General features: G+C 42.5%; 21 protein-coding genes. 9 read left to right on the top strand and 12 right to left on the bottom strand.

The features are described 5' to 3' along the window. The first annotated feature begins 346 nt into the window (after positions 1-346). Positions 347-1,138 carry a hypothetical protein gene (locus tag H1A14_RS14310; RefSeq protein ID WP_228527790.1) on the top strand — a complete coding sequence of 264 codons (792 nt, stop codon included), beginning with the start codon at positions 347-349 and terminating at the stop codon, positions 1,136-1,138. Positions 1,139-1,202: 64 nt separating this feature from the next. Here H1A14_RS14310 and mgrA read toward each other — a convergent pair whose 3' ends face one another. The 6 genes from mgrA to H1A14_RS14280 form a co-directional block, all read right to left on the bottom strand. Then, positions 1,203-2,219, bottom strand: a complete 1,017-nt coding sequence (mgrA, locus tag H1A14_RS14305) for an L-glyceraldehyde 3-phosphate reductase (RefSeq protein ID WP_317174893.1) — start codon at positions 2,217-2,219, stop codon at positions 1,203-1,205. Between the two features lie 9 nt (positions 2,220-2,228). After that, positions 2,229-3,254, bottom strand: coding sequence for a patatin-like phospholipase family protein (locus H1A14_RS14300; protein ID WP_194776954.1), 1,026 nt, complete (start codon positions 3,252-3,254; stop codon positions 2,229-2,231). 280 nt (positions 3,255-3,534) lie between these two features. Next, entirely contained in the window at positions 3,535-4,869 is a 1,335-nt protein-coding gene (locus H1A14_RS14295) for a YfcC family protein (protein WP_194776953.1), read from the bottom strand. Between the two features lie 95 nt (positions 4,870-4,964). Then, entirely contained in the window at positions 4,965-6,845 is a 1,881-nt protein-coding gene (locus tag H1A14_RS14290) for a DUF4153 domain-containing protein (protein WP_194776952.1), read from the bottom strand. Between the two features lie 309 nt (positions 6,846-7,154). After that, the gene (locus H1A14_RS14285) at positions 7,155-8,447 is read right to left on the bottom strand and encodes a TCR/Tet family MFS transporter (protein WP_194776951.1); all 1,293 of its coding nucleotides are present in this window, start codon (positions 8,445-8,447) and stop codon (positions 7,155-7,157) included. A gap of 271 nt (positions 8,448-8,718) precedes the next feature. Next, positions 8,719-9,069 (bottom strand): single-stranded DNA-binding protein, encoded by a 351-nt coding sequence (locus H1A14_RS14280; protein WP_194776950.1) that lies wholly within the window; start codon positions 9,067-9,069, stop codon positions 8,719-8,721. Positions 9,070-9,267: 198 nt separating this feature from the next. Between H1A14_RS14280 and H1A14_RS14275 the strand changes: the two genes are divergently transcribed. The 3 genes from H1A14_RS14275 (at position 9,268) to H1A14_RS14265 (ending at position 10,356) form a co-directional block, all read left to right on the top strand. Then, entirely contained in the window at positions 9,268-9,636 is a 369-nt protein-coding gene (locus H1A14_RS14275; RefSeq protein WP_194776949.1) for a hypothetical protein, read from the top strand. Between the two features lie 65 nt (positions 9,637-9,701). Continuing rightward, a complete protein-coding gene (locus tag H1A14_RS14270; protein WP_194776948.1) occupies positions 9,702-10,025 on the top strand; it encodes a hypothetical protein in 324 nt (107 codons plus the stop codon). Between the two features lies 1 nt (position 10,026). Then, a complete protein-coding gene (locus tag H1A14_RS14265; RefSeq protein ID WP_194776947.1) occupies positions 10,027-10,356 on the top strand; it encodes a hypothetical protein in 330 nt (109 codons plus the stop codon). A 189-nt stretch (positions 10,357-10,545) separates the two neighbouring features. Here H1A14_RS14265 and H1A14_RS14260 read toward each other — a convergent pair whose 3' ends face one another. The 4 genes from H1A14_RS14260 to H1A14_RS14245 all read right to left on the bottom strand — a co-directional run bounded on the left by H1A14_RS14260 (position 10,546) and on the right by H1A14_RS14245 (position 15,628). Continuing rightward, positions 10,546-10,956, bottom strand: coding sequence for an OsmC family protein (locus tag H1A14_RS14260; protein WP_194776946.1), 411 nt, complete (start codon positions 10,954-10,956; stop codon positions 10,546-10,548). A 149-nt stretch (positions 10,957-11,105) separates the two neighbouring features. Continuing rightward, on the bottom strand, positions 11,106-12,605 hold the full coding sequence (locus H1A14_RS14255) for a potassium/proton antiporter (RefSeq protein WP_194776945.1): 1,500 nt from the start codon (positions 12,603-12,605) through the stop codon (positions 11,106-11,108). A 183-nt stretch (positions 12,606-12,788) separates the two neighbouring features. Then, positions 12,789-13,565 carry an OsmC family protein gene (locus H1A14_RS14250; protein ID WP_228527789.1) on the bottom strand — a complete coding sequence of 259 codons (777 nt, stop codon included), beginning with the start codon at positions 13,563-13,565 and terminating at the stop codon, positions 12,789-12,791. A gap of 140 nt (positions 13,566-13,705) precedes the next feature. Next, positions 13,706-15,628 (bottom strand): sigma-54 interaction domain-containing protein, encoded by a 1,923-nt coding sequence (locus H1A14_RS14245; RefSeq protein WP_194776944.1) that lies wholly within the window; start codon positions 15,626-15,628, stop codon positions 13,706-13,708. Positions 15,629-15,995: 367 nt separating this feature from the next. Between H1A14_RS14245 and H1A14_RS14240 the strand changes: the two genes are divergently transcribed. Together H1A14_RS14240 and H1A14_RS14235 are read left to right on the top strand one after the other, a co-directional pair. Continuing rightward, entirely contained in the window at positions 15,996-16,457 is a 462-nt protein-coding gene (locus tag H1A14_RS14240) for a nuclear transport factor 2 family protein (protein ID WP_194776943.1), read from the top strand. 98 nt (positions 16,458-16,555) lie between these two features. Next, positions 16,556-17,899, top strand: a complete 1,344-nt coding sequence (locus H1A14_RS14235) for a D-arabinono-1,4-lactone oxidase (RefSeq protein WP_194776942.1) — start codon at positions 16,556-16,558, stop codon at positions 17,897-17,899. A gap of 55 nt (positions 17,900-17,954) precedes the next feature. Here H1A14_RS14235 and H1A14_RS14230 read toward each other — a convergent pair whose 3' ends face one another. Both H1A14_RS14230 and H1A14_RS14225 read right to left on the bottom strand, forming a co-directional pair. Next, complete coding sequence (locus tag H1A14_RS14230) at positions 17,955-19,337, bottom strand: erythromycin esterase family protein (RefSeq protein ID WP_194776941.1); 1,383 nt, start codon at positions 19,335-19,337, stop codon at positions 17,955-17,957. Between the two features lie 30 nt (positions 19,338-19,367). Continuing rightward, complete coding sequence (locus tag H1A14_RS14225) at positions 19,368-19,697, bottom strand: tetratricopeptide repeat protein (protein WP_194776940.1); 330 nt, start codon at positions 19,695-19,697, stop codon at positions 19,368-19,370. Positions 19,698-19,765: 68 nt separating this feature from the next. Here H1A14_RS14225 and H1A14_RS14220 point away from each other — a divergent pair, with 68 nt between their 5' ends. The 3 genes from H1A14_RS14220 to H1A14_RS14210 are packed head-to-tail and all read left to right on the top strand — an operon-like array spanning position 19,766 to position 22,104. After that, positions 19,766-20,503, top strand: coding sequence for an electron transfer flavoprotein subunit beta/FixA family protein (locus tag H1A14_RS14220; protein WP_194776939.1), 738 nt, complete (start codon positions 19,766-19,768; stop codon positions 20,501-20,503). A 29-nt stretch (positions 20,504-20,532) separates the two neighbouring features. Beyond that, positions 20,533-21,498 carry an electron transfer flavoprotein subunit alpha/FixB family protein gene (locus H1A14_RS14215; RefSeq protein WP_194776938.1) on the top strand — a complete coding sequence of 322 codons (966 nt, stop codon included), beginning with the start codon at positions 20,533-20,535 and terminating at the stop codon, positions 21,496-21,498. A 6-nt stretch (positions 21,499-21,504) separates the two neighbouring features. After that, positions 21,505-22,104, top strand: a complete 600-nt coding sequence (locus H1A14_RS14210) for a bifunctional nuclease family protein (protein ID WP_194776937.1) — start codon at positions 21,505-21,507, stop codon at positions 22,102-22,104. Positions 22,105-22,176: the final 72 nt, after the last annotated feature.

The following is a 22,176-nucleotide window of genomic DNA, read 5'->3' as shown; positions in this document are numbered from 1 at the left end:
AACAATTTATACTTATGCAGATCCTCTACACATGCTCTGATGATATTCTTTATCTATTCCACACCCATCATAAATAAGGGCAGTTAGAAATGAAAACCATAAAGGCTACAGAAGAAATTTTCCTTAAGGTATGGAAAATTAGCGTAATTGAAAAGAGCAAGAAAAGTCTCTGTAAGCCTCAAATGGCATTTTTAAAGGGAAAAATAAGATAAAAACATGGGAGAAAAACTGGTTGATTGATCTTGGATTTACCTGTTTTAGCTTTGACTGATTTTTACTTTAACAAAATAATTCCCTATATTAAAGGGAGTTAAAGAAAGAAATACGAAACCCAAAATTTCTGATCATGAAAAAAATATTCGCCTTCTTGTTTGTGATGGTACTATCCATCCAGCTTTCCCTGTCTCAGGACAGGAAGTATTTGGTATTCGAATTTATGCGAGTGGATATTGACCAAATGTTTGATTACATCGAATACAAAGAATTCATGGAAAAGGTGTATAGTGAAGCTGTGAATAGTGGTGACATTACAGGCTGGGATTTTTGGTCGATGAAATCCGGAGGCAGTGATCAGCAGTTCCAATACGTCACCATTACCTATTTCAATGATCCTGTGAAAATGATGAACGGACTATCCGAAAGCCGATTGATTGCATTGGCCAACAAGGTTTATCCGGATATGTCCATCAACCAATTGACCAATACCATCAAAAATGCCTCCAAATACAGAGATTTGGCGCTTCGTTCTTATATGGTGGAAATTGATCATTCCAAGGACAATTTCAAGATGAAACCGGGCACCTTGGCTTCTTTTGACCTGATGAAAGCCCATGAGGGCCGATTTGATGAATATGAGGATGTAGAAATGCGGCTGTATAAACCTTGGCACGAGAAAAAAATCAACAATGACCTGATGGCCAGTTGGAGTTTGCTGCGGAATGCCGTTCCTACAGGAAGTGAAGCCAGCTATACCCATATGACGCTCAATGTCTACTCAGATTACATGCAGTTTTTCAATTCCATGGAGTATGAGGACCTGGACATCAGTGAAGAGCGTCAGATGGAGATGGAAAAAGGTTTGAGCTCAAGGGACCAAAAATGGGTTTACTTGGCCACCTTGGAAACCACGGTTCGCTAGTTGAAAAAATCAATAAAAAAAGGCCATCTTCCAAAAGAATGGCCTTTTTTGATGCAAGGTTAAATCAGTTAAGTATTTTTTGGATTTTATCTAATTCTTCCTTGCTAAAAACAACATTTTGTGCGGCCGCCACATTTTCTTTCAGCTGTTCAGGTTTGCTTACCCCTACCAGTACTGTGGTGATTCGGGGATCTTTGAGCAGCCAGGCGATGGCCATTTGCGCGAGACTTTGGCCTCGTTTTTTGGCCAGCTCATTGAGTTTTTGGACTTTGTTGAGTACCTCCGGAGTAATCTGCTTGGCTGTAAGGTAACGGCCATCTTTGGCTGCTCTTGAATCCTTTGGAATTCCGTTTAGATATTTGTCGGAGAGGATGCCTTGTTCCAGAGGAGAAAAGGCAATCGCTCCGATCCCCTCCTTTTCCAAAACCTCCAACAGTCCATTTTCCACCCAGCGGTCAAACATGCTGTAGCGGGGTTGATGGATCAGACAGGGTGTTCCCAGTTCTTTGAGAATTTTTGCAGCTTTGGCGGTATCTGCTGCGGAATATTGGGAGATGCCTACATAGAGTGCTTTACCTTGCCTGACCAAATGATCCAAAGCCCCCATGGTTTCTTCCAATGGAGTTTCTGGGTCGGGTCTGTGGTGGTAGAAAATGTCCACATATTCCAGCCCCATCCGCTTCAGACTTTGGTCACAACTGGCAATCAGGTATTTTCTTGATCCAAAATTTCCATAAGGTCCCGGCCACATGTCCCAGCCGGCTTTTGAGGATATGATAAGTTCGTCCCTGTATACCGCAAAGTCCTTTTGCATGATTCTCCCAAAGGTTTCTTCTGCCGAACCGTAAGGTGGGCCATAATTGTTGGCCAAGTCAAAATGGGTGATGCCCAAATCAAAGCCAGTTCTGAGAATGCTTCTTGCATTTTTAAAGTCAGCATTGTGCCCGAAGTTGTGCCAGAGCCCCAGAGAGATGGCTGGCAATTTTAATCCACTCTGCCCGCATTTTCTAAAAGGCATGTGGTCATACCGGTCCTCTGCCGCTAGATAGGGCAAAAGAGGTTGGTGGTCATTGATACGCATGGAATAGGTTTATGTGGATTTATTTTCGACTAATCTGCTTACAATATGGTCAATTTTTTCTTCATTTTTGTCTACATATCGTAATCCAGCCTCTCTAAGTGCATTTAGGTTTTGTTGACTGGCATCATCCATATCCGGTTTGGCATTGAATAGCTCAGGTTCAATGCGGATGTAACCTTCCGGATTTTTTCCTGCATCAAAAAGCCAAACCAATTGATGGGAGACCGTTTCGGAATTTCCTGACATCATGATGGATATCAGCGGTCTGATCCATTGTACCATCCCAAAATTCCTGGCTTTTTCATAAGGGATTTTTTCATCCACACTTCCGGTGCCCAAAGAAAGCATCAACATGTCTTTGGAACTGGGACTGACAATTTCTCCAAAGTTGCACTTTCGGGCTTCAGCATAAGCACACATGGCTGGGTTGTTGGCAAAGACGCCACCGTCTATCAGTGGGTAAGTCACCCCCATAACCGAAGTGATTTTGGCGGTTCTAAAATAGGTGGGTGCCGCGGCGGTAGCCTGAGCTACGTCTTTGAGATAAAAATCTTTGGCCTCTGTTTCACAGGCCCTGGCTTGTTTGAAGAAAGTAGCCTGCCGGTTTTCTATGTCATAAGCCGTAAAAATACAAGGCCTCAAAAGTTGGCTGAGTCTGGTATCCCCGAATTCCTTTTCCAGAATTTGGGTCAGGTTGGAATTGGGAAATTTTTCCCGTCTCACCCCAAAAATGCTTACAAGCTGATGTCCAAACGGTTTTCTGAAAATTTCTCCACCATGCTCTAAGTAAAGATTCACTACCTGCTGCATGGTGTATTTTGGCCTTTCTGGATTTTCGGCATCCGGGATCAGCATGCCGCAACCCAAAATACCACCTGTGCTGGTACCCGCTACAAAATCTATGTAGTCCACCAATCGCGAATCCGGGTTGTTGGTTTTTCTTTGGATTTTTTCTTCTATGACTCTGAGGATCACACCTGGAATGATGCCCCGGATGCCCCCACCATCAATGGATAAAATAGCGACTCTTTTCATGATTTATGGCTGGTTTAAATCCGAAATAGGTTTTAGTAATAAATTGCTAGAGATCCCAAACACTGGGACAAAATCTCACGGAACGCTTCCTTAACCTCGGGAAATGAGGGTCACCGAATCTTCGGTGTAGTTCATAAAAGGCCTTTAACGAAATGAATCACTTGCTCTTTTAACCTCAAGTAAAATCGAAGTTTGGAATATAAGTAGCTTTAAATTAGTTAATTAAATTTTGAATCCCGAATGTTTGTAGGGTTAAATAAAAAAAATCACCAAGTAAAACTCACTTTAGGAAGATTACTCCGGAGATAACTGATACGGCAGCGATCAAGAACACCACCAGGATAGGTTTCCAAATAAACTTTATCCAATCCTTATAGGAAATGCCTGCTGTGGCCAATATGGCCATCAGAGCTCCATTGCTCGGGGTGATCAAATCCATCAAACCTGCCCCATATTGGTAGGCCAATACCACTACTTGTCTGGAGAGGCCTATCAAATCGGCAAGGGGACTGAGTAATGGCATGGTCAAGACGGCCTGCCCAGAGGTACTGGGTACCGGGATATGAAGTAGCGCTTGAGAAACCATCGTGCCGAGTGCAGATAAGGCGAGAGGAAGTTTATCCAAGGGTTGGAAAAGGGCATAAATGATGGTGTCAATGATGCTTCCATCTTCCAAAACCAAGTATATGCTCCTTGCCAGTCCCACAATGATACCGGCAAAAATAAGTTCAGAAAAACCTTCTGAATAGGCCTTGGCGGTTCCATTGATCCCAAGTCCACCGATGATCCCAATAGTAATTCCCATGGCAAAAAATATGGCGGACATTTCATTGTAATCCCAGCCCCGGTAAGTCAGTCCATAAATCATGACTGCGAAAGTCAGTCCTACCAATAGCAGGCAAATGCGATGGGCCAAGGAAATTTTGCCTTTGAGCTCAGAGGTTTCAGGCTGAGGCACAGTGCTGTCCTTACCATTTTTGATCACATAAAGGATCCAAAAAGCCAATGCAATGCACAAAAAAATTAACCTGAAGCTTCCACCTGAGAACACAGGTACTTCTGCAATTTTTTGGGCGATGATTACCGAAAATGGATTGGTCGGTCCAAATGCCCCACCCAAAACGGCACAGCCTAAAGAAATGGACACACCGGCCAATTTGGTATATCCGATCCGTTGGCTCAATACCATCAGCATGGGTATCATGGCCACGATTTCTTCCTGAAGCCCATTCAAAGCACCCGCCGTGGCAAAAAGGACACCAATGATCGCCAAAAGATAGCCTTTGGTATTTTTGAATTGCCCAATCAAAACTTCCAGTCCTGCCTGAAAGGCGCCTGTCTTATCCACCACATAAAAAGCACCCCCGATGATTAGAATCAGAACTACCACCTCAGCGCCATCAATGATTCCCTCCGGAATACTGAGGAGCATTTTTCCCAATCCGACGGGTTGTCTTTCCTTTACCTCATAGCTTCCCGCTACCACCACCTCTCTGCCCGTAGCTTCATCCAAATTCCTTTGGTAGGCACCAGCGGGTATCAGGTAGGTAAGGATGGTGGCCAGGATGACAAATGCAAGCATGATGACCAAAGGGTGGGGAAAAGCGCGTTTCATGGGCTGCTTTAAAGAAAGTGGTTTTTATAAGGAATTAATGCTTCAAGCTTACAGACTAATCTAATTCACCAACTGGCAATTTGAAGGCTTGGAACTTACCTTTTCTTTACCAAAACCACGTAAGTGGGAAAGAAATCTACATTTTCAAAAACCCAGTCTTGATTTTGTTCAGTTTGTTTATCGAAGTGATACTTTGTAAATCTTATTTCATCGAATACCACAGTTATATCATAGCTGCCTAAGGCAAAACTGTGGCTAAAATCAGCTTGGATGAAAACACCCTGCCCTGGCCTTTGCTTTTTTTCTTCAAATTGTTGCTTGATGTAATGGATCAAATCATAACTTTCCAAAAACTGTCCATTGTTTGCATATAGATTAAAATTCATTTTTTTTGGGTTGGAATGTTTCAAGTTGACTTGATCAATTTGGATGTAGTAAGCTTCCAGTTCAACTTTATATGTGGAATAAATCCTTTCTGAAAGAAGTGCAAAGTCGGCATCCCTGACATCTGTAAAGCTTTGATTTTCTGAATCCCTTCTGGTTATGACAAATTCCAGCAAGGTTTGATTTTGATCATCGTGAAGGATGTTTTCAAAATTTTGCCTGAATGACCATGCCGCATACCGGTTGTTATACTCTCGTCTTTCAATTTCAGTGTCATGGATGAATTGCTCCACAAATTCGGATTGACCATTGTTAAGGAGGAAAACACCTGTACTGCTGACTTGATCGGCAAGTTGGTGGCTGATTGGTTTCTTGAAATTAATTTTATCATTTTCCAACAATTCATTTTCAATCAGAATTTTCAGGAATTGGTTTTTTTGGCTTCTTATGGAGGTACTAAACGCATTCAGGAATGGGAAGGCAATGCTAAAAAGTCCCAAGGCAAAAAGTGAAACAGGGATGACTTTGATGCTGGCACTTTTGAAGAAAATAAAGAAGAAACTTATCCCTCCGACCCAAAAGGCAATGATCAAGACAAAGTATCGGTTAGGGGTAATGCCATATGCAAATAACCTCGTGAATATGGCTACGAACAACAGTACCAAAACCGGTAACAAAGAGTAGAAAAAAATACGGTCAAACCATCTGACCCAAATTTTGTCCGTATGCTTGGATAGGGGATAGATGAGTAGCAAAGAAACCAAACCCAAGACACTGTAGGCAATGACCATATAGCTCACCCAACCTTGGGGAAGAGACCACTCCAGCAGAATTTTGATTCCGTAAGCGTACAAAATCAGACCATAAACCAATAGCAATGGAATCAGGATGTACTGAACAAAAAATTGCTGAACTACCGGTACTTCACGATCATGAACCAGACTTTGGAATCCACTTAATCCAAAAAGTAAAAACACAAAACAGGAGCCAAATATAGATGAAAACAAAGTCACGTATAAATAGGGTCTTGAATTCGCGAAATGAAGCCCAAAGAGTGTTTCAACTGCCGCTATGGCCAGCAAAAGCCCACCGGTGAGTACACCTACAAAGAGGGCTGTTTGGGCTGCATTGGAAAACAGGGACTTGTTATAGCTCCAAAAATCCAATTCATTGTTAGCTTGAAACAAAAAGGGAAGGAAGGAAACGAGGAGATGATGCAGAATGGCAATTACTATAAACAAAGTCGTGTCAAATGCCGACCATTGCTTAAGGTCATTTGGAAACAAAAAATAATAAAAGATGATCAATACAATGCTAAAGATTTGGATCCATTTGGTTTTTTTGACTTCATCCAACATGGTCAATCCAAAAGACAAAGAAATTCCCAGCATGGATAACATGCTCAATTTGTAGAAAGGAAAATCCCACAGTTTTTCTTTTCTGAATGAAAAAATCTCCTCTAGCTTGAATTCTGAGACTTCAATACCAAGAATCAGTAAAGCGGTTCCAAGGAAAGCAAAGAGAAGAACGAAAGGATACTTTCGCCATACAAGGCCTGCATTAAGATAGAGCTCCTTTATTTTGAATTTCATTCTGGTAAATTATCGAAATCCAAATTAAAATTTCTCACTTCAAATGTATTTATTTTTTTAACTTGTTAGTTTCACTTTGAATTTCACTAGTCAAAGAATGATCGATACAAAAGCGCGAGTGTATTCTATTTGAATAATGTTTTTTTGGGAAGGGAAATTCGCTAAAGTGAAAAAGGGTGCTGTTGCTGGATTTAATCGGCAGATGGAACAAAAAATCATAGCATGATCACTTCTGCTTTAGCCATAGGCCCGTTTCAATTGCTAAGGGTACACCATTATACCATTTAACTTCTTACAAGAAGTAAGCCTTTACTTCCTAATTTCTACCAAGTTTATAGGAGAGGTGGAAAGACCACCAGTTTCTGCAAGGGCAATTTCCTTTGTGTTCTCCTTTCCGAAAATCTTTTTCATGGCAAAAAGTGTCAGAATAAATGCCGTGCACAGAAAAATAGCTGCCAGGGCAAATGGCGCTCCGGGAAAATAAATCGATCCTTCGGGATTGGTAAAGTAATAGAAAGTAGGGGAGAAAATCAGCAAGCCTAAAATGGAAGTAAGGCTTACCAATCCTGAGATGGCTCCCTGCAGGTTGCCTTGTTCCTTTTCGGAAACCTCATCCGAAATGATACTTTGGACAGTAGGTCCTGCTATTCCCCCAAAGGCATAAGCAAATAAGAATACATAAAGCATCCACGGTTCGCTTGCAAGAGAAAAAAGAAACATTCCTATCGTCCAAAAAAGAAATCCTACCGTGATGACTTTTCGCTTTCCGAAGGTTTTTACCAAATATCCAACCAAAAATCCCTGCACAATAGAGACTGCCAAACCGACTACCATCAAAGAAATGCCAATGTCCCTTGGACTCCAATTGTATCTCTCGATCCCGTGGTAAGACCAAGTGGATGGCAACGCCTGCCCAGCCAGGTTGGCCAGAAAAAAGGCTGCGATAAGCAACAAAACCCCTTTGTAATTTTTTAGGCTTACCAATGATGCGCCTGGAATCATTTTGGAATAATTGATGGGTCTCCTGTTTTCCTGCACCAAGGACTCTGGAACGAAAAACCATCCAAAAAGAAAATTCAAGAATGTCAATCCTGCAGCAATGTAAAAAGGCAATCGGATGTCAATATTTCCAAAAAAGCCACCGATACCGGGACCGATGATGAAACCCAATCCGAAAGCAGCTCCGATTACGCCAAAGTTTTTTGCCTTGTTTTCTTTTGTGCTGATATCCGCAATGTAAGCGGAAGCCACGGTCAGACTCGCTCCGGTAATTCCAGCCAAGAACCTACCTACAAAAAGCCAAATGATTGTCGGTGCCCAGGCATGGATCATATAGTCTATACTCAATCCCAACAATGCCATCAATAAAATAGGTCTTCGGCCATACTGGTCTGAAATCTCACCCAACACCGGAGAAAACAAAAACTGCATCCCGGCAAATGAAGTAGTAAGCCACATTCCATAGATGATGGCAACATGGGTGCCTTCACCTGTCAATTCCATGATCAATTCCGGGATGATGGGAATGATTATACCTATGCCAATCACATCCACCAGTATGGTAATGAAAATAAAAAGTAAAGCTGATTTTGAGGATGGCATTGTAGAAGTCGAATTAAATGACTTTTAGAATTTAAGGAAAGGTAAACTTTTCATGTTTTTGTTTCTTCAGCCAAAGAACTTCCATTTGCGCCTATATGTTCAACAATACCTCAAAACCAAAACATGAATTTTTCAGATTGTTTTTTCACATTGCCTCGGAAGTGAAGCAGTAAATCACTGGTCCCGGCACCAAGATTCAATCCCCCAAAAATAATAAAGCTTCAAAGGCAACATGCCTTTGAAGCTTTATTGCAAGAGTAAAGGTATTTCCTTAACCCACTGCGGCCGCTTTGCTGCCCATCAGCAAAACCTCTGCGGCATGGATCTCGGTGATGTACTTTTTTTCACCTTCCTTGCTTTCATAAGAGCGGTTGACCAACTTGCCCTGTATGGCGATCTCGCTTCCTTTGTGGGTGTATTTTTCAATGGTCTCGGCGAGCTTGCCCCAAGCCACTACATTGTGCCAGGTGGTTTCTTCCACTTTCTCTCCTTTGCTGTTGTAATACACCTCATTGGTGGCCATGCTGAATCTGGCAAGAGCTTTGCCGCTCTCCAATTTCCTTACGTCTGCGTTGTCTCCCATTCTTCCGATCAACTGTACTCTGTTTCTTAAAGCGTTCATGATGTTAAAATTTAAGGTTAAAAGATTTTTTTGATGTCCGATCCATTTCAGATAGCGAACGATACAAAGTTGGGACTTGGCGCAAAACTAATTCGGTTGTTTTTCGTTTCCATCCGTTTGTAAGCGTTTGTACACGTTTGCAGTTCTCAAATTAAATTCTTAATTTAAGTTTGATTTTTAACCAAAACCTCATTTTTTATGGAACTGGAGAAGAAAAACTGTTTGTATTGTCAAAAGCCCGTGCAGGGGAGGATAGACAAAAAATTTTGTGATGATTATTGCAGAAACGGCTACAACAATCAGATCAAGTCGGTCAGCAACAACCTGATCCGCAACATCAACAACGCCCTTCGCAAAAACCGCCACATCCTTTCAGAGCTTTTGATGGGAGAGGAGGAGACTGCCAAAACGACCCGGGAAAGGTTACTGGGCAAAGGTTTTCAATTTAAATTCTGCACCCACACGTACACCAACAAAAAGGGAAACATCTATGTGTATTGCTATGATTTTGGCTACCTGGAGCTGGATCACAACTGGTTTCTGATCGTCAAAAACAAGGGGGATTGATACTTGTTTTTGATTGAGGGATATTAATTTTGGAGTTGTAGGGTATTTTAAAAAAATTATAGTCAATGGATTCAAGAGAAATGTATAATGCAACAAGTCACATGATACAATTGGTGATTTGGGACAAAGATTGGATACATTTTGGGACTGAAAATGAAATCAAATTTGATCTGTTGGAGAAATTAATTAAAGACCACTTAAAGGACGAGGAATTATTATTTATCTACGGACGAACAACTTCTGAACAACTTAAAAAAGAAAAAATAATTGAAAAAATAAAACCGTTACTTGGGACAGATGAGTTTCAACTTTGGTCTCCTACTATGGACAATGTAATTCAATTCAATAAAATCGGAGTTCTTAAAGTTGGACAAAAAAAATATAAATAAATTGGAAAATTCAACCGACACAGCTGTATATACAACAAAGTTTATACTTGAAGACAACAAGGATATAACCTATGTTACGCATGACATTGAAGATGGAACATGGCAATTTTTCAGTGATGACGAGTTTGAGGACTTTGAGAGCGTTGCAAAAGTTGTTGGACTAAATGAGATTATGGACAAAGATCCAACCTTAAAGGAGTTAAAGGAAATGGAGCCTGGATACGTTGCGATAAGAAAACATATTGGAGACAAATGGACAATTAAAAGAGCGGGTAATAAAAAAGTCCTACCTCACGAATTATGCGTCAGACGGGGTAACGTGCAAAATTAGAGCTTTCCCGCTATGGCGGGAAAAGTTGTGCTTCTATTAAATTAGGGCTTATTAAATGTTTTGTGCTCCTAATCCCGCCAGAACGCAAAGTCCGAAACCGTTACAATAAACAAGGTCACCTCTACCTTAAAAAAAAACGCTACCCGACAGGAGAAATCGGATAGCGTGTTAGCGGTTGGTGGCCTAAATTCAATTCAAGGTGTATTCCACTGAAATTTTGGTATCCAACAATTTGGAAATGGGACAGTTTTCTTCAGCATCTTTGACCAGTTCGGCGAATTTGTCTTCGTCAATGCCTTCCACTTTGGCTTTGAGCACTAGGTGGGATTTGGTCACACTCCCATCTTCAAAAGATACCTGTCCTTCTACCTGCAGCTCTTCGGGCTCAAAGCCTGCGCCACTCAGGTTAAAACTCAACTTCATGGCAAAGCAACCGGAATGGGCTGCGGCAATCAATTCTTCGGGATTGGTGCCTTTTTCATTTTCAAAACGGGTATTAAAAGCATAAGGAGTTTGCTCTAAAACATGGCTGTCGGTGGTCAAATGGCCTTTTCCTGTTTTGCCACTGCCTTTCCATACCGCTTTCGCTTTTCTGATCATAACAATTTAATTTTGGTTAGTATTGGTTTTGTTTCACTATCCTACAAGTTAGTCAAGTTATCTTAGAGATAAAAGCCCCCCGGCTTAGGCTGCGGTTAAATTTCTTTCACTGGGTAAAAAAAGATCCATAGGGTCAGCGCCATTTTTTTTCATTGGTGTAAGGGAGCATCCTTGCCCAGATCCATGTTAGGGCGGCTTAGGATTTCTTGTACTTTGGCCAGTCCATCTTCCTGATCGGTCAGGATCATCAGTAAATCATTGGCAAGGAGAATGGTGGCGCCATTGGGAGTAAGGTATTTGCCATCTCTTTTGATCAAGCCAATGATCGTGGAGGGAGGAAACCCCAATTCTACTATTTTTTTGCCTACCGCCTCACCTTTGGGGTCTACTTCGATTTCCATCATTTTTTCTTTGGCCTCATCGGATAGCAGGATTTCATTGGGCCGCTTGGGTTTTAGGTCTTGAGGAAGTGTGAGATTGAGCCAAGAGGCCATTTTGGATAGACTGGTACCCTGGACGAGAATGGAGGTGAGGGAAATAAAGAAGACCATATTGAAGATCATCTGTGATTTTTCTACCCCGTTGAGCAGCGGATAGGTGGCAAATACTATCGGAACAGCACCCCTTAAGCCTACCCATGAGACAAAGGCTTTGCTTTTGATACTCGCCTTGGAAAAGAGAAGTGCCAACATGACCCCTACAGGTCTTGCCACAAAAATCAGGAATATGGCAATGACAAAACCTATACCCATAACTGGCACCACCTGACTCGGAAACACCAAAAGACCTAAAGTAAGGAAAAGCACTATTTCCATCAACCAGGCGAAGCCATCAAAAGCCTGTAAAACCGATTTTTTATGGATAAAATCCTGATTTCCCAAATAAACCGCACAGATGTAAATCGAAAGAAACCCATTGCCTCCTACAAAATCAGTAAAAGAAAAATTAAAAAACATCAGGGAAATGACAAGTACCGGATACAAGCCCTCAAAGCCCAATTTGATCCGGTTAATCGTAACTTTTCCAAGGTAGCCAAAAAGGAAACCCATGGCAGCTCCGATGAGAATTTGCTGTAAGAACAACGGAATGATGCTTAAAACACTGGACTGCGGATTCAAAACCAGTCCCATAAAGGCGATGGTGAGAAAATATGCCATGGGATCATTGCTTCCACTTTCCAGCTCCAGCATGGGCCTCAGCTGGTTTTTGAGTGCAATGTTTTTAGACCTTAGGATTGAAAAAACAGCTGCTGCGTCGGTGGAAGAAACGATGGCCCCCAACAACAACCCTTCATACAAACAGAAATCGGTGACAAGATGGACAAAAACTCCTACAGAGGCGGCAGTCAGAAAAACACCCAGTGTGGACAGGGAAAGTCCTTGCCAAAGCACAGGTCTGATGGCCTGCCAATTGGTATCCAGTCCACCGGAAAAAAGGATAAAGTTCAAGGCTACTATACCAATAAACTGGGCTTTTTGGGGGTCATCAAAATAGATCTTGCCGATTCCTTCTGAACCGGCCAGCATGCCTATCCCCAAGAAAAAAATCAATGTTGGAACGCCAAATTTGAATGAAGTTTTTCCCGCCAACAACGAAATAAAGATCAGTATGGAACCGATCAATAGGATGTTTTCGGTGGAAATGGCCATAGGTATTCTTGATAGGCTTTTGGTGGATTAGATAAAGATACCCAAAAACCACAAAAGTCAATTACTTCTATAATGATTCTACAAAAACATTTTTTCTAATAATTTTTCAATATCAAATCGATCTTTTACTTTCTTAATTGGGGACTTAATACTGTGATGGATTTTTACCCATACAAAAGCACATTACCCGAAGTCATGGAGTAATGTGCCTTTAATGCCATCAAGTGCGTGTTGCAAATTTTTATATTGCAAATCTACCTGTACAGGAACCTGATTGGTCACGATGTCAAAAACAGGAGATTTTTTCACAAATGAAGCTAGTTTTTCCTTATCATCTTCAGAAAGATCTCCTTTGATTTGAAAGGTTATGCGGATATTTTGATAACCGTTCCTGATTTGATCATTGAGACCCAGGAATCCCTGTACATCCAAATCTCCTTCCAATTTAGATTCCACACTTTCCAGGTAAATCTCATTTGCTGCGGCATGCAAGGCCAGTGTGGTGGTCATACAGCCAGCCAGACCATGTAAGATGTATTCTACAGGGTTGGCTCCTTCATTGTTGCCAAGTAAAATCGGAGGCTCAGAATTGTCATAGACAAAAGGTCTTTTTCTGGAATCATCTTCTTGTCCTCCTCCATAAAAGTCTTTGATCCAGCTGCGGTTGTGGCCACCATTGATCCATTTGTTCTGAACACGGAACTGAAATTTGGCAATGTCCGGATTGGCCTGAATGGCTTCTACTGTGCCTACAATGTCTCCTAATGCAAAACCGTTGATCTTGGCGGTTTCATTGGCTTTTTTCTTTTTCTTTTCTGTTGTTTCCATTTTGATTTTGGGGTTTAGGTTGTCTGTATTGAAATAATCATTTCTAGCAATCCCTAGATTGAACAGGATCGCTGCCAATAGCAATGCCGTTACCACTTTGGGCGTCCATTGGGTTTTAGATAAGTTTTTCATTTTGTTGTTTTTTTGTTGAACATGCCAGTCCTAAGGCTACTTACATGCCAAAGCCGAAAAACAGCCTTTGAAGCCAGTTATGAGGGTTTTACAAGTAATGGAAATTCGTGAATGGCGAAATTTCGCCAATAAACTCACGATTATTCGTGAGTTTTTTTGAGTTGAAAAGCTTTGATTTTGGAATTGAGTGTGGTGGGAGGAATTCCCAAGAGGGCAGCAGCTCCCTGTGGTCCTGCAATTTTCCACTTGGTGAGTTCCAAAGCCTTGAGGATATTGGTTTTTTCAAGTTGGGTCAATGCCGCCATGGACATGACCTTGAGATGGATGAGATCCAATGGGTCGGTTTGGGAAGTAGCTATTTGTGTATTATCAAAGGGCAAAAAGCGCAACAAATCCAGTTTTCCTCCTTTGGAAAGGATCACTGCCCTTTCTATGACATGGGCCAACTCCCTGATGTTGCCTGGCCAGGGGTATTTCAAAAGTTGGTTTATCTGTTCCTCATCCATAGGCAGGATGGGTTTCCCGGTTTCCCTGCTGAACTGTCTGATAAAATGATCCGCTAACAAAAGAATGTCTCCGCCTCTTTCCTTGAGCAAGGGCAAGGTCAGGGGAATGACATTAAGACGGTAATAAAGGTCTTCTCTGAAAGTGCCCTTTTTCACCATTTCTTCCAGATTTCTATTGGTGGCTGCAATGATCCTTACATTGACCTTGAGGGTCCGTTGCCCACCTACGGTTTCAAATTCTCCCTCTTGCAGTACCCTCAGCAGTTTGGGTTGCATTTCCAGGGGCAATTCACCCACTTCATCCAGAAAAAGAGCGCCTCCATCAGCCAGTGTGAATCGTCCGTCTCTGCGGGAAACAGCTCCAGTAAATGCACCTTTTTCATGCCCAAAAAATTCACTTTCTATCAGATTGAGCGGGATAGCTGCACAATTGACCTTGATCAGTGGTTTTTCCCATCTTTTGCTCAGTTGATGGATGTATTTGGCAAAGACCTCTTTCCCTGTACCCGATTCACCCAGCAAAAGGATGGTGCTGTCTGTTTCAGCAACCTGCTCTACTTCTTCCATCAGCCTTAACATGACCGGTGAATCTCCGATGATTCCTGACCTTCTCGGAGCACCATTAAAGGCATATTTTTCCTCCATGATCTCAATCCGCTGCTCTGCCATTTTCAGCGCTTTCAAATCCCGTAGGATCAGGGTCATGTATTGTTTGTCATGAACTTTGTATTGACACAATGAAGCCTCTACAGGAATGGTATCCCCTTTGGCATGGATACAGTAAAGTTCTTTCCGGTCTTTTAAATTTGGAAAGGCTTTTGCTTCGTCACGAATATTTTTTAAGGTTTTCCTTAAGTAATCCCCACTCTCCTTTTCAAATAGACTGAAAATCAAACTTCCCTCAAGTGCTTGAAGTTTAAAGCCAGTAAGTTTTTCAGCAGCCGGATTGACCAGAGTAATGAATCCTGTATCATCTGTTTCCAAGATGGCATCGTGCACACTGTTGATCAGAGAAGAAAGTTTCTGCTTTTTTTCCTCCAGCTGCTGGGAGGTTTTGAGTCTTATAAATTCTGCATTGGCCCGTTGAACAAAAAGGTTGAAGATGGCCTCTTGCTCAGTGGAAGGATAGAGCGGTTCATCATGTAAGATGGCTACATGGCCGATCACTTTGCCTGAAGAATCAAACAGTGGGTAACCCATATAACTGACCGCATTCAATGGTTTGAGATCCGGGTCATCCGGAAAAAGTTCTATAACCTTGTCTTCTACCAAAAAACATTCTTGTTGGTTGATGACCATTTCACAGGGAGTATTGATCAGATCATACTCATAGTGCTCCACATGATGATCATCAAACCAAAAAGCCAAAGACCTCAACCGCATTTCTTTTTCCCGGAGTTCAGTGACCCAAGCACCTTTAACCTGTAGCGCTTCTGCCAAATGTTTTACAAAGGACAGGAAATACTGCTCTCCGAATTCATGATGGGTATGTTCAACAATATATCGGATTAGCCGGTCAGTGTTTTCATTCTCCTTATGGACAGGAATGGATTTCATGTTTCTGAATTCGGGAAAAATTATTTACATCAAACCAAAAAATAGAACCTATACTTTTTGTGATTGAAAAGCATACGCTAAAGACAATTGGATTTGGCACTCAAGCTAAAACAGACGCTTAAAATTAAACTTTTTTGAATTTTTACCGAAGAAAAACAGGGAAATTATTCTGTTTATAATTGTTTAAAAGACAGGTCATTATAAAAGGGTGTATTGGAAATGGACCGAATTGGTTTTACCTTTAATTATCTTTTTTGATGGTCTTGAAAAGTTGAAATTTAAGGCCCGTTGCTTTTTTTACTACTTGAGTATCCAAGTAATTTTAGATTACTGGCCCATTATGTTAGCTTCTTAAAAGAGCACTAAAATGAGAAACAGCCTATTTTTGACTTTGGTGGGTTTGATGTGGTCTACCTCCATGTTTGCCCAGGAGATTATTCAAGAAAATGAAATTACCCAACAAATCCGAGAATTGGAATTGGAAGAAAGTTTAGCAGTACTTGGCCAAGATATGGAGACGTTGGATAAAATCTGGGCGACTGATTTTATGGTCAACAACCCAGGTTATCAGGTGATCCAAGGGAAATCTGCTGTGTTTGAGCGAATGCGGGGGGGCATCATCCACTATGAATCCTTTACCCGTGACATAGAGGCCATCAAAGAAATAGGTGATTTGGTGATCGTTATGGGATTGGAAACGGTCGTCCCCACAGGTGAAGCTCCATCTGCTGGGAGAACCGTGCTCAGAAGGTACACCAACATCTGGAAATATCAGGAGGGTAAGTGGCAGGTCATTGCCCGCCATGCCAATATCATATGCCAAAATTAGGCTTTCAATTCAGCATTTAGATTTTTTGAGGTTTCAACAGGATGCCCAATTTTATTTTGATTGATTTAAGTGTAAATTGATGCACGACCTCTAAAGGCATGGAAAGAAATACATTTTTGAAATTGTTCTCCCTACTGCTGGCAAGTCCTATCTTCGTACAAGCCAAAGATTTGATCAAAATGGAAAAATTGAGTAACTGGGCGGGAAACCTGGTGTACGGGACGGATAAAGTAAGCTACCCCGAGCAATTGGCTGAAATCCAAAAAATCATCAGGAAACAACCTAAGCTCAAAGCATTGGGTACCCGACATTGTTTCAATACCATTGCTGACAGCCAGCATTTTCTTCTGGCCATGCAGAACCGGGACAAAGTCTTAAATCTGGACAAACAAGCCAAAACGGTTAGGGTGGAAGGGGGAATAAAGTATGGTACACTAGCTCCCTACCTGGAGGAAAGGGGTTTTGCTTTGGCCAACCTGGCTTCCCTGCCCCATATTTCTGTAGTAGGAGGGTGCATCACCGCCACGCATGGGTCAGGGATGGAAAACGGAAACCTTGCCACTGCCGTTTCTGAGCTGGAAATGGTCACTGCTGATGGAGAATTGGTTCGATTGAGCCGCTCCAAAGATGAAGCTTTTTATGGAGCGGTGGTAAGTTTGGGAGCCTTGGGCGTAGTCACAGAGATTACCTTGGATCTAAAACCAAGTTTTCAGGTCAAGCAATTTGTTTTTGAACACCTGCCATTTGAACAGCTTTATCCAAATTTCGATGCCATAATGGGCGCGGCTTACAGTGTCAGTCTGTTCACGGACTTGCAAAGTGACCAAGTCAACGAGGTTTGGATCAAAACCCTGGCAAAAGGAGGAAAGGACTTTGCTGGAATGTCAGCGTTTTTTGGAGGTAAGGCCGCGACACGGAATTTACATCCCATTGCGGACCTATCCGCAGAAAATTGCAGTGAACAAATGGGTGTGCCGGGCCCTTGGTTTGACCGATTGCCTCATTTCCGGATGGGTTTTACGCCCAGCAGTGGGAAGGAATTGCAGTCTGAATATTTTGTTCCCCACCACCATGCCGTGGAGGCCATCCGCGCGGTAAAAAAGCTAAGCGCTAAGATCGGTCCCCACCTATTCATTTCCGAAATCCGCTCCATCAAAGGAGATGAACTCTGGATGAGCCCCTGTTACCGACAGGATTCCATTGCCATTCATTTTACCTGGAAGCAGGAAGTGGAGGCGGTCCAAGGCCTGTTGCCTATGATCGAGAAGGAGCTTGAACCCTTTGGGGTGAGGCCGCATTGGGGCAAACTCTTTACGATAAGTCCCGAAAAGCTCAAGGCCAGTTATCCTAAATGGGAAGATTTTAAAAATTTAGTGGCCACTTATGATCCCTCAGGTAAGTTTAGAAATGACTTTTTGGAAAAATATCTGTTTGGAAGTTAATACCTTTCGTAAGGAATCCATTCTATAAATCCCAAAGTATTTTTAATTAAAAAAATCAAATGGGATTAAGTGCTTTGGTGGTTTTGAAAAACACCATGGCATCGTAACGGTGGATCGGTAGCGTATTCTGATAATATCGATCGTCTCGTCGAGGCTGATAGACCACGCCTATGGCACGGTGGGCTAAGGCAGATTGGGCAAAATCGGAAGAGCGGTCCGATTCCTCGAAAAGCAGGTAATAAACCGGGTGATCCACCGCCGAAAAAACATCTTCAAGACTGTCCTGCAGGCCTTTGGGTACGTCGAGGACCCTGCCTTCTTTACCCCATTTTTTACCTGCCATGACTTGACCTTCCTGCATAGACATACCCACCAAATAGACATTGTCCTGACCCAATGTTGCCCTAGTCAGTTCCCCGAGACTGCGCAATCCCGGATCTTCCATTTCCACAGCGGAAGCATCCCCCACGTGGGTGTTATGTGCCCACACCACTCCCTTGGCTTCTTCGCCATGGTGATCCAATAAACTCAAAATGGTTTCCTCCATATGACCTACCCGGATATTCCAAGCCCCCACCTTATTGGTCACGTTTTCTCTAAAATATTGCTCGGCATTATAAAGAACCCGGGTGCTCCCCATAGCATAAAAATAACTTTCAGGGGCTTTCAGTGAAAGTTGGGCTTGCCTGGCCCGAATCAGTTGCCACACGGTTTTGGTCTGTATTTCACAGGATGCGGCTCCTCGGTTGACTTCGCTGGCATAGCGGGTCTCACTGTTTTTGAAATCGTCAAAACATCCCAGTTGGTTTTTGATCTGTGTATAGCTTTCTGACATGTAAACCGAGGCAAAATCAATGATGGCAGATTTTGCCGGCCACATGTTGTATAAATCCATGCCATATATCCCGACCCTTTTATCTGGCGCAACGTCTTGGTTGTGTTTACGGAGCCATTCTATAAATTGGGTCATTTCCACGTTGGCCCACATCCATGTGGGCCAATAATCAAAATTTCCCAAAAGCGCAGCAGCAGAACTTCCTGATCCGGTTTTTCCCTGTACGTAAGCATTTAGTTTGTAGATTTCCACCCAGTTTCCTTCCACCGCCACAAAGGAAAACCCTTTTTCTGTGATCAGTTTTTTACTCAGCTCGCTTCTGAATGTATAAAATTCAGACGTCCCATGAGTGGCTTCACCCAGTAAGACCAGCTTTTTGTCTCCAGCGGCATCCAGAATTTGCTGAAAGTCCTCGGTTTGTTTAAGTGGAATGGCCTTTGCCCGGAGAAAATTTCCCCATGCAGATTCCGCCAAAGTGATCTCCCCTTCGATATCTTTTCCTTGGGCAAAGGATTCGATTTGGAAACAAAAGAAAAAAATTCCCGCCAACATCAGCACTCTAGCGCTGAAACAGAAACTTAAAGCGTTTTTTGGTACCATCATTTCACCCCAAGATACACTTGGAATTTAAAATCATACATCAAATTCAAAACAAAAATTCTGAAAAGCATTTTTCAATTCCTTGAGCGCATGTCCATTGCCTTGCATTTGGGCCAGTTGTAAACCTTCCTCATAAATTGACTTTGCTTTGGCCAATTCCCCTTGGTCGGTATAAAAAGCGGCAGCATGGAAATAGGTAGGAAGATAACCTTTATGTAACTTCAATAGTTTCGTAAAATACCTGTCTGCTTCCTCCGGTTTGGTACTAAGGTATTCCAAAGCAAGGGCATAGAGGTTGAAGGGGTTTTCAGGCTCCTCTTTGACAAAGGCAAGCAGTTGGTCAATACGGGACAAATTGCTCATGGAATGGTTTTTTAATTCAGTAGGTATGTGTTAAATTCACGGAAATTTAAGAAAAATAACCTAACCATATGAAAATACTTGTTTGCATTACCCACGTTCCGGATACTACCTCCAAAATTCAATTTACGGACAACAATACCAAATTTGACAAGACCGGGGTGCAGTTCATCATAGGCCCTTATGATGACTATGCTTTGGCTAGGGCGGTGGAGTTGCGCGATCAGACTGGAGGGGAACTTACGGTTTTGAACGTAGGGGAAGCTGAAACTGAACCAACATTAAGAAAAGCCTTGGCCATAGGTGCTGACAAAGCCATCCGTGTCAATGCCTTTCCAAAAGACGCTTATTTTGTGGCACTACAAATAGCCCATTATGCCAAAGAAGGTGCTTATGATTTGATTTTGATGGGTAGGGAATCCATTGATTTTAATGGCGGTATGGTACATGGCATGGTAGGGGAGTTGCTTGGAATGCCTTCTATCTCTCCGGTGATGAAACTGGATATTGAGGGGCAATCTGCAAAAATGGCCAGAGAGATTGAAGGCGGTAAAGAATACATAGAAGTAGATCTTCCTTTTATAGCCGGATGCCAGGAACCGATAGCAGAGTGGAAGATTCCCAATATGAGGGGCATCATGTCTGCAAGAACAAAGCCTCTGGATGTGGTGGAAACCATCTCCGATGAAACCTTCTCCCAAGTCAATGCCTTCCAACTTCCACCAGCGAAAGGGGCAGTCCAATTGATAGATAAGGACAATGTGGAAGAATTGGTAAGGCTTCTGAAAAATGAAGCCAAAATTTTATAATCCCAAATTTAACTAAAAAACAAATTACGATGTCGATATTAGTATATCTTGAACACACCGAAGGAGCAGTTAAAAAGTCCTCACTGGAGGCGGTATCTTATGCCCATGCTTTGTCTTCGAAAGTGGGCGGTGAGGTAGTGGCCGTAGCTTTGGGCAATATTTCTTTTGAAGAGCTGGTTAAAGCCGGTTCAGCGGGAGCGGCAAAGGTGTATCATGTAGCTGACGAAAAGCTGTCAGTAGGAATTATTCAGGCCCATGCCAATGCGGTGGGACAGGTTTTCCAAAAAGTGGGAGCAAATACCCTTGTATTGGCCAAATCTTCACTAGGAGATGCCGTAGCCGCTAGATTGGCGGTACAGTTGAAAGCAGGTTTGGTATCCAATGTGGTGGAGCTTCCTGAAACCGAAGGAGGCTACACGGTAAAAAGAAGCATATACACCGGAAAGGCATTTGCAGAAACCAGCATTACCTCGGATAACAAAATCCTAGCAGTCAAAAAGAATGCGATAAATCTCAAAACGGATGGAGGTGAAGCAACGGTGGAAAAATTTGAGGCCAATTTGGAGGATAAGGATTTTGCAGCCAAAATCACCTCAACAGACCAAGCCACCGGTGAGGTTTTGTTGCCGGAAGCAGACATCGTGGTCTCGGGCGGCAGAGGCATGAAGGGTCCTGAAAACTGGGACATGATTGAGGACCTTGCCAAAGAACTCGGAGCGGCCACAGGCTGTTCCAAACCGGTTTCTGACATAGGATGGAGACCGCATCATGAGCATGTCGGCCAAACAGGCGTAAAAGTTGCACCTTCTTTGTATGTTGCAGTTGGAATTTCAGGGGCGATTCAACATCTTGCAGGTGTAAATGGATCTAAATACATTGTAGTCATCAACAAGGATCCCGAAGCGCCTTTCTTCAAGGCTGCGGATTATGGGATTGTAGGTGATGCTTTTGAGGTGGTTCCAAAACTAACCGAAGCTATCAAAGCCAATAAATAAATTTTCGTGGACAATACTGTTGAATTAGAAATTTTGGGTTTATCGTCCAACCATTCCCAATCAGGTTCCTTTACCCTGGTGATGGGGGAGGTGGAAGGTCGAAGGAGACTGCCCATTGTGATCGGGATGTTTGAGGCGCAAGCCATCGCCATTGAGATTGAGAAAATCATTCCCAACCGACCAATGACGCACGATTTATTCAAATCCTTCTCCACCAGTTTTGAATTCACCATAGACTATATTTTGATTTCTGACATGAGGGAAGGGGTTTTCTACGCCAAAATCGTGTGTCAAAGTACTGGGAAAAAGATCGAAATTGACAGCAGGCCATCTGATGCCATTGCCATAGCGGTGCGTTTTGACGCTCCCATTTATTGCGCTACCAAGGTGATGTCAGAGGCAGGGATAGAGTTTACTGAAGAGGGTGAATCCAAGGAAAAAATGACCTCAAAACCCAAAGCCTATTCTACGGCCAAAGCAAAATCGGAAAGTTCTTTAAAGGATTTCAGCCTGGACAAACTCAATCAGATGCTGGACAAAGCCATCAAAAATGAAGATTACGAAAGAGCTGCCAAAATCCGGGACGAAATCAACAAAAGAAATTGATATGCAACGAAAGCCTGAAATACCTCAGGCTTTTGCTATTTATTCTTAAAGCTTTATTTACCCAAATGCATA

This window comes from Pararhodonellum marinum, assembly GCF_015354735.1.
Taxonomy (GTDB): domain Bacteria; phylum Bacteroidota; class Bacteroidia; order Cytophagales; family Cyclobacteriaceae; genus Pararhodonellum; species Pararhodonellum marinum.
The sequence above is the reverse complement of the archived record's forward strand: the minus strand, read 5'-3'. Positions and strand labels throughout refer to the sequence as shown.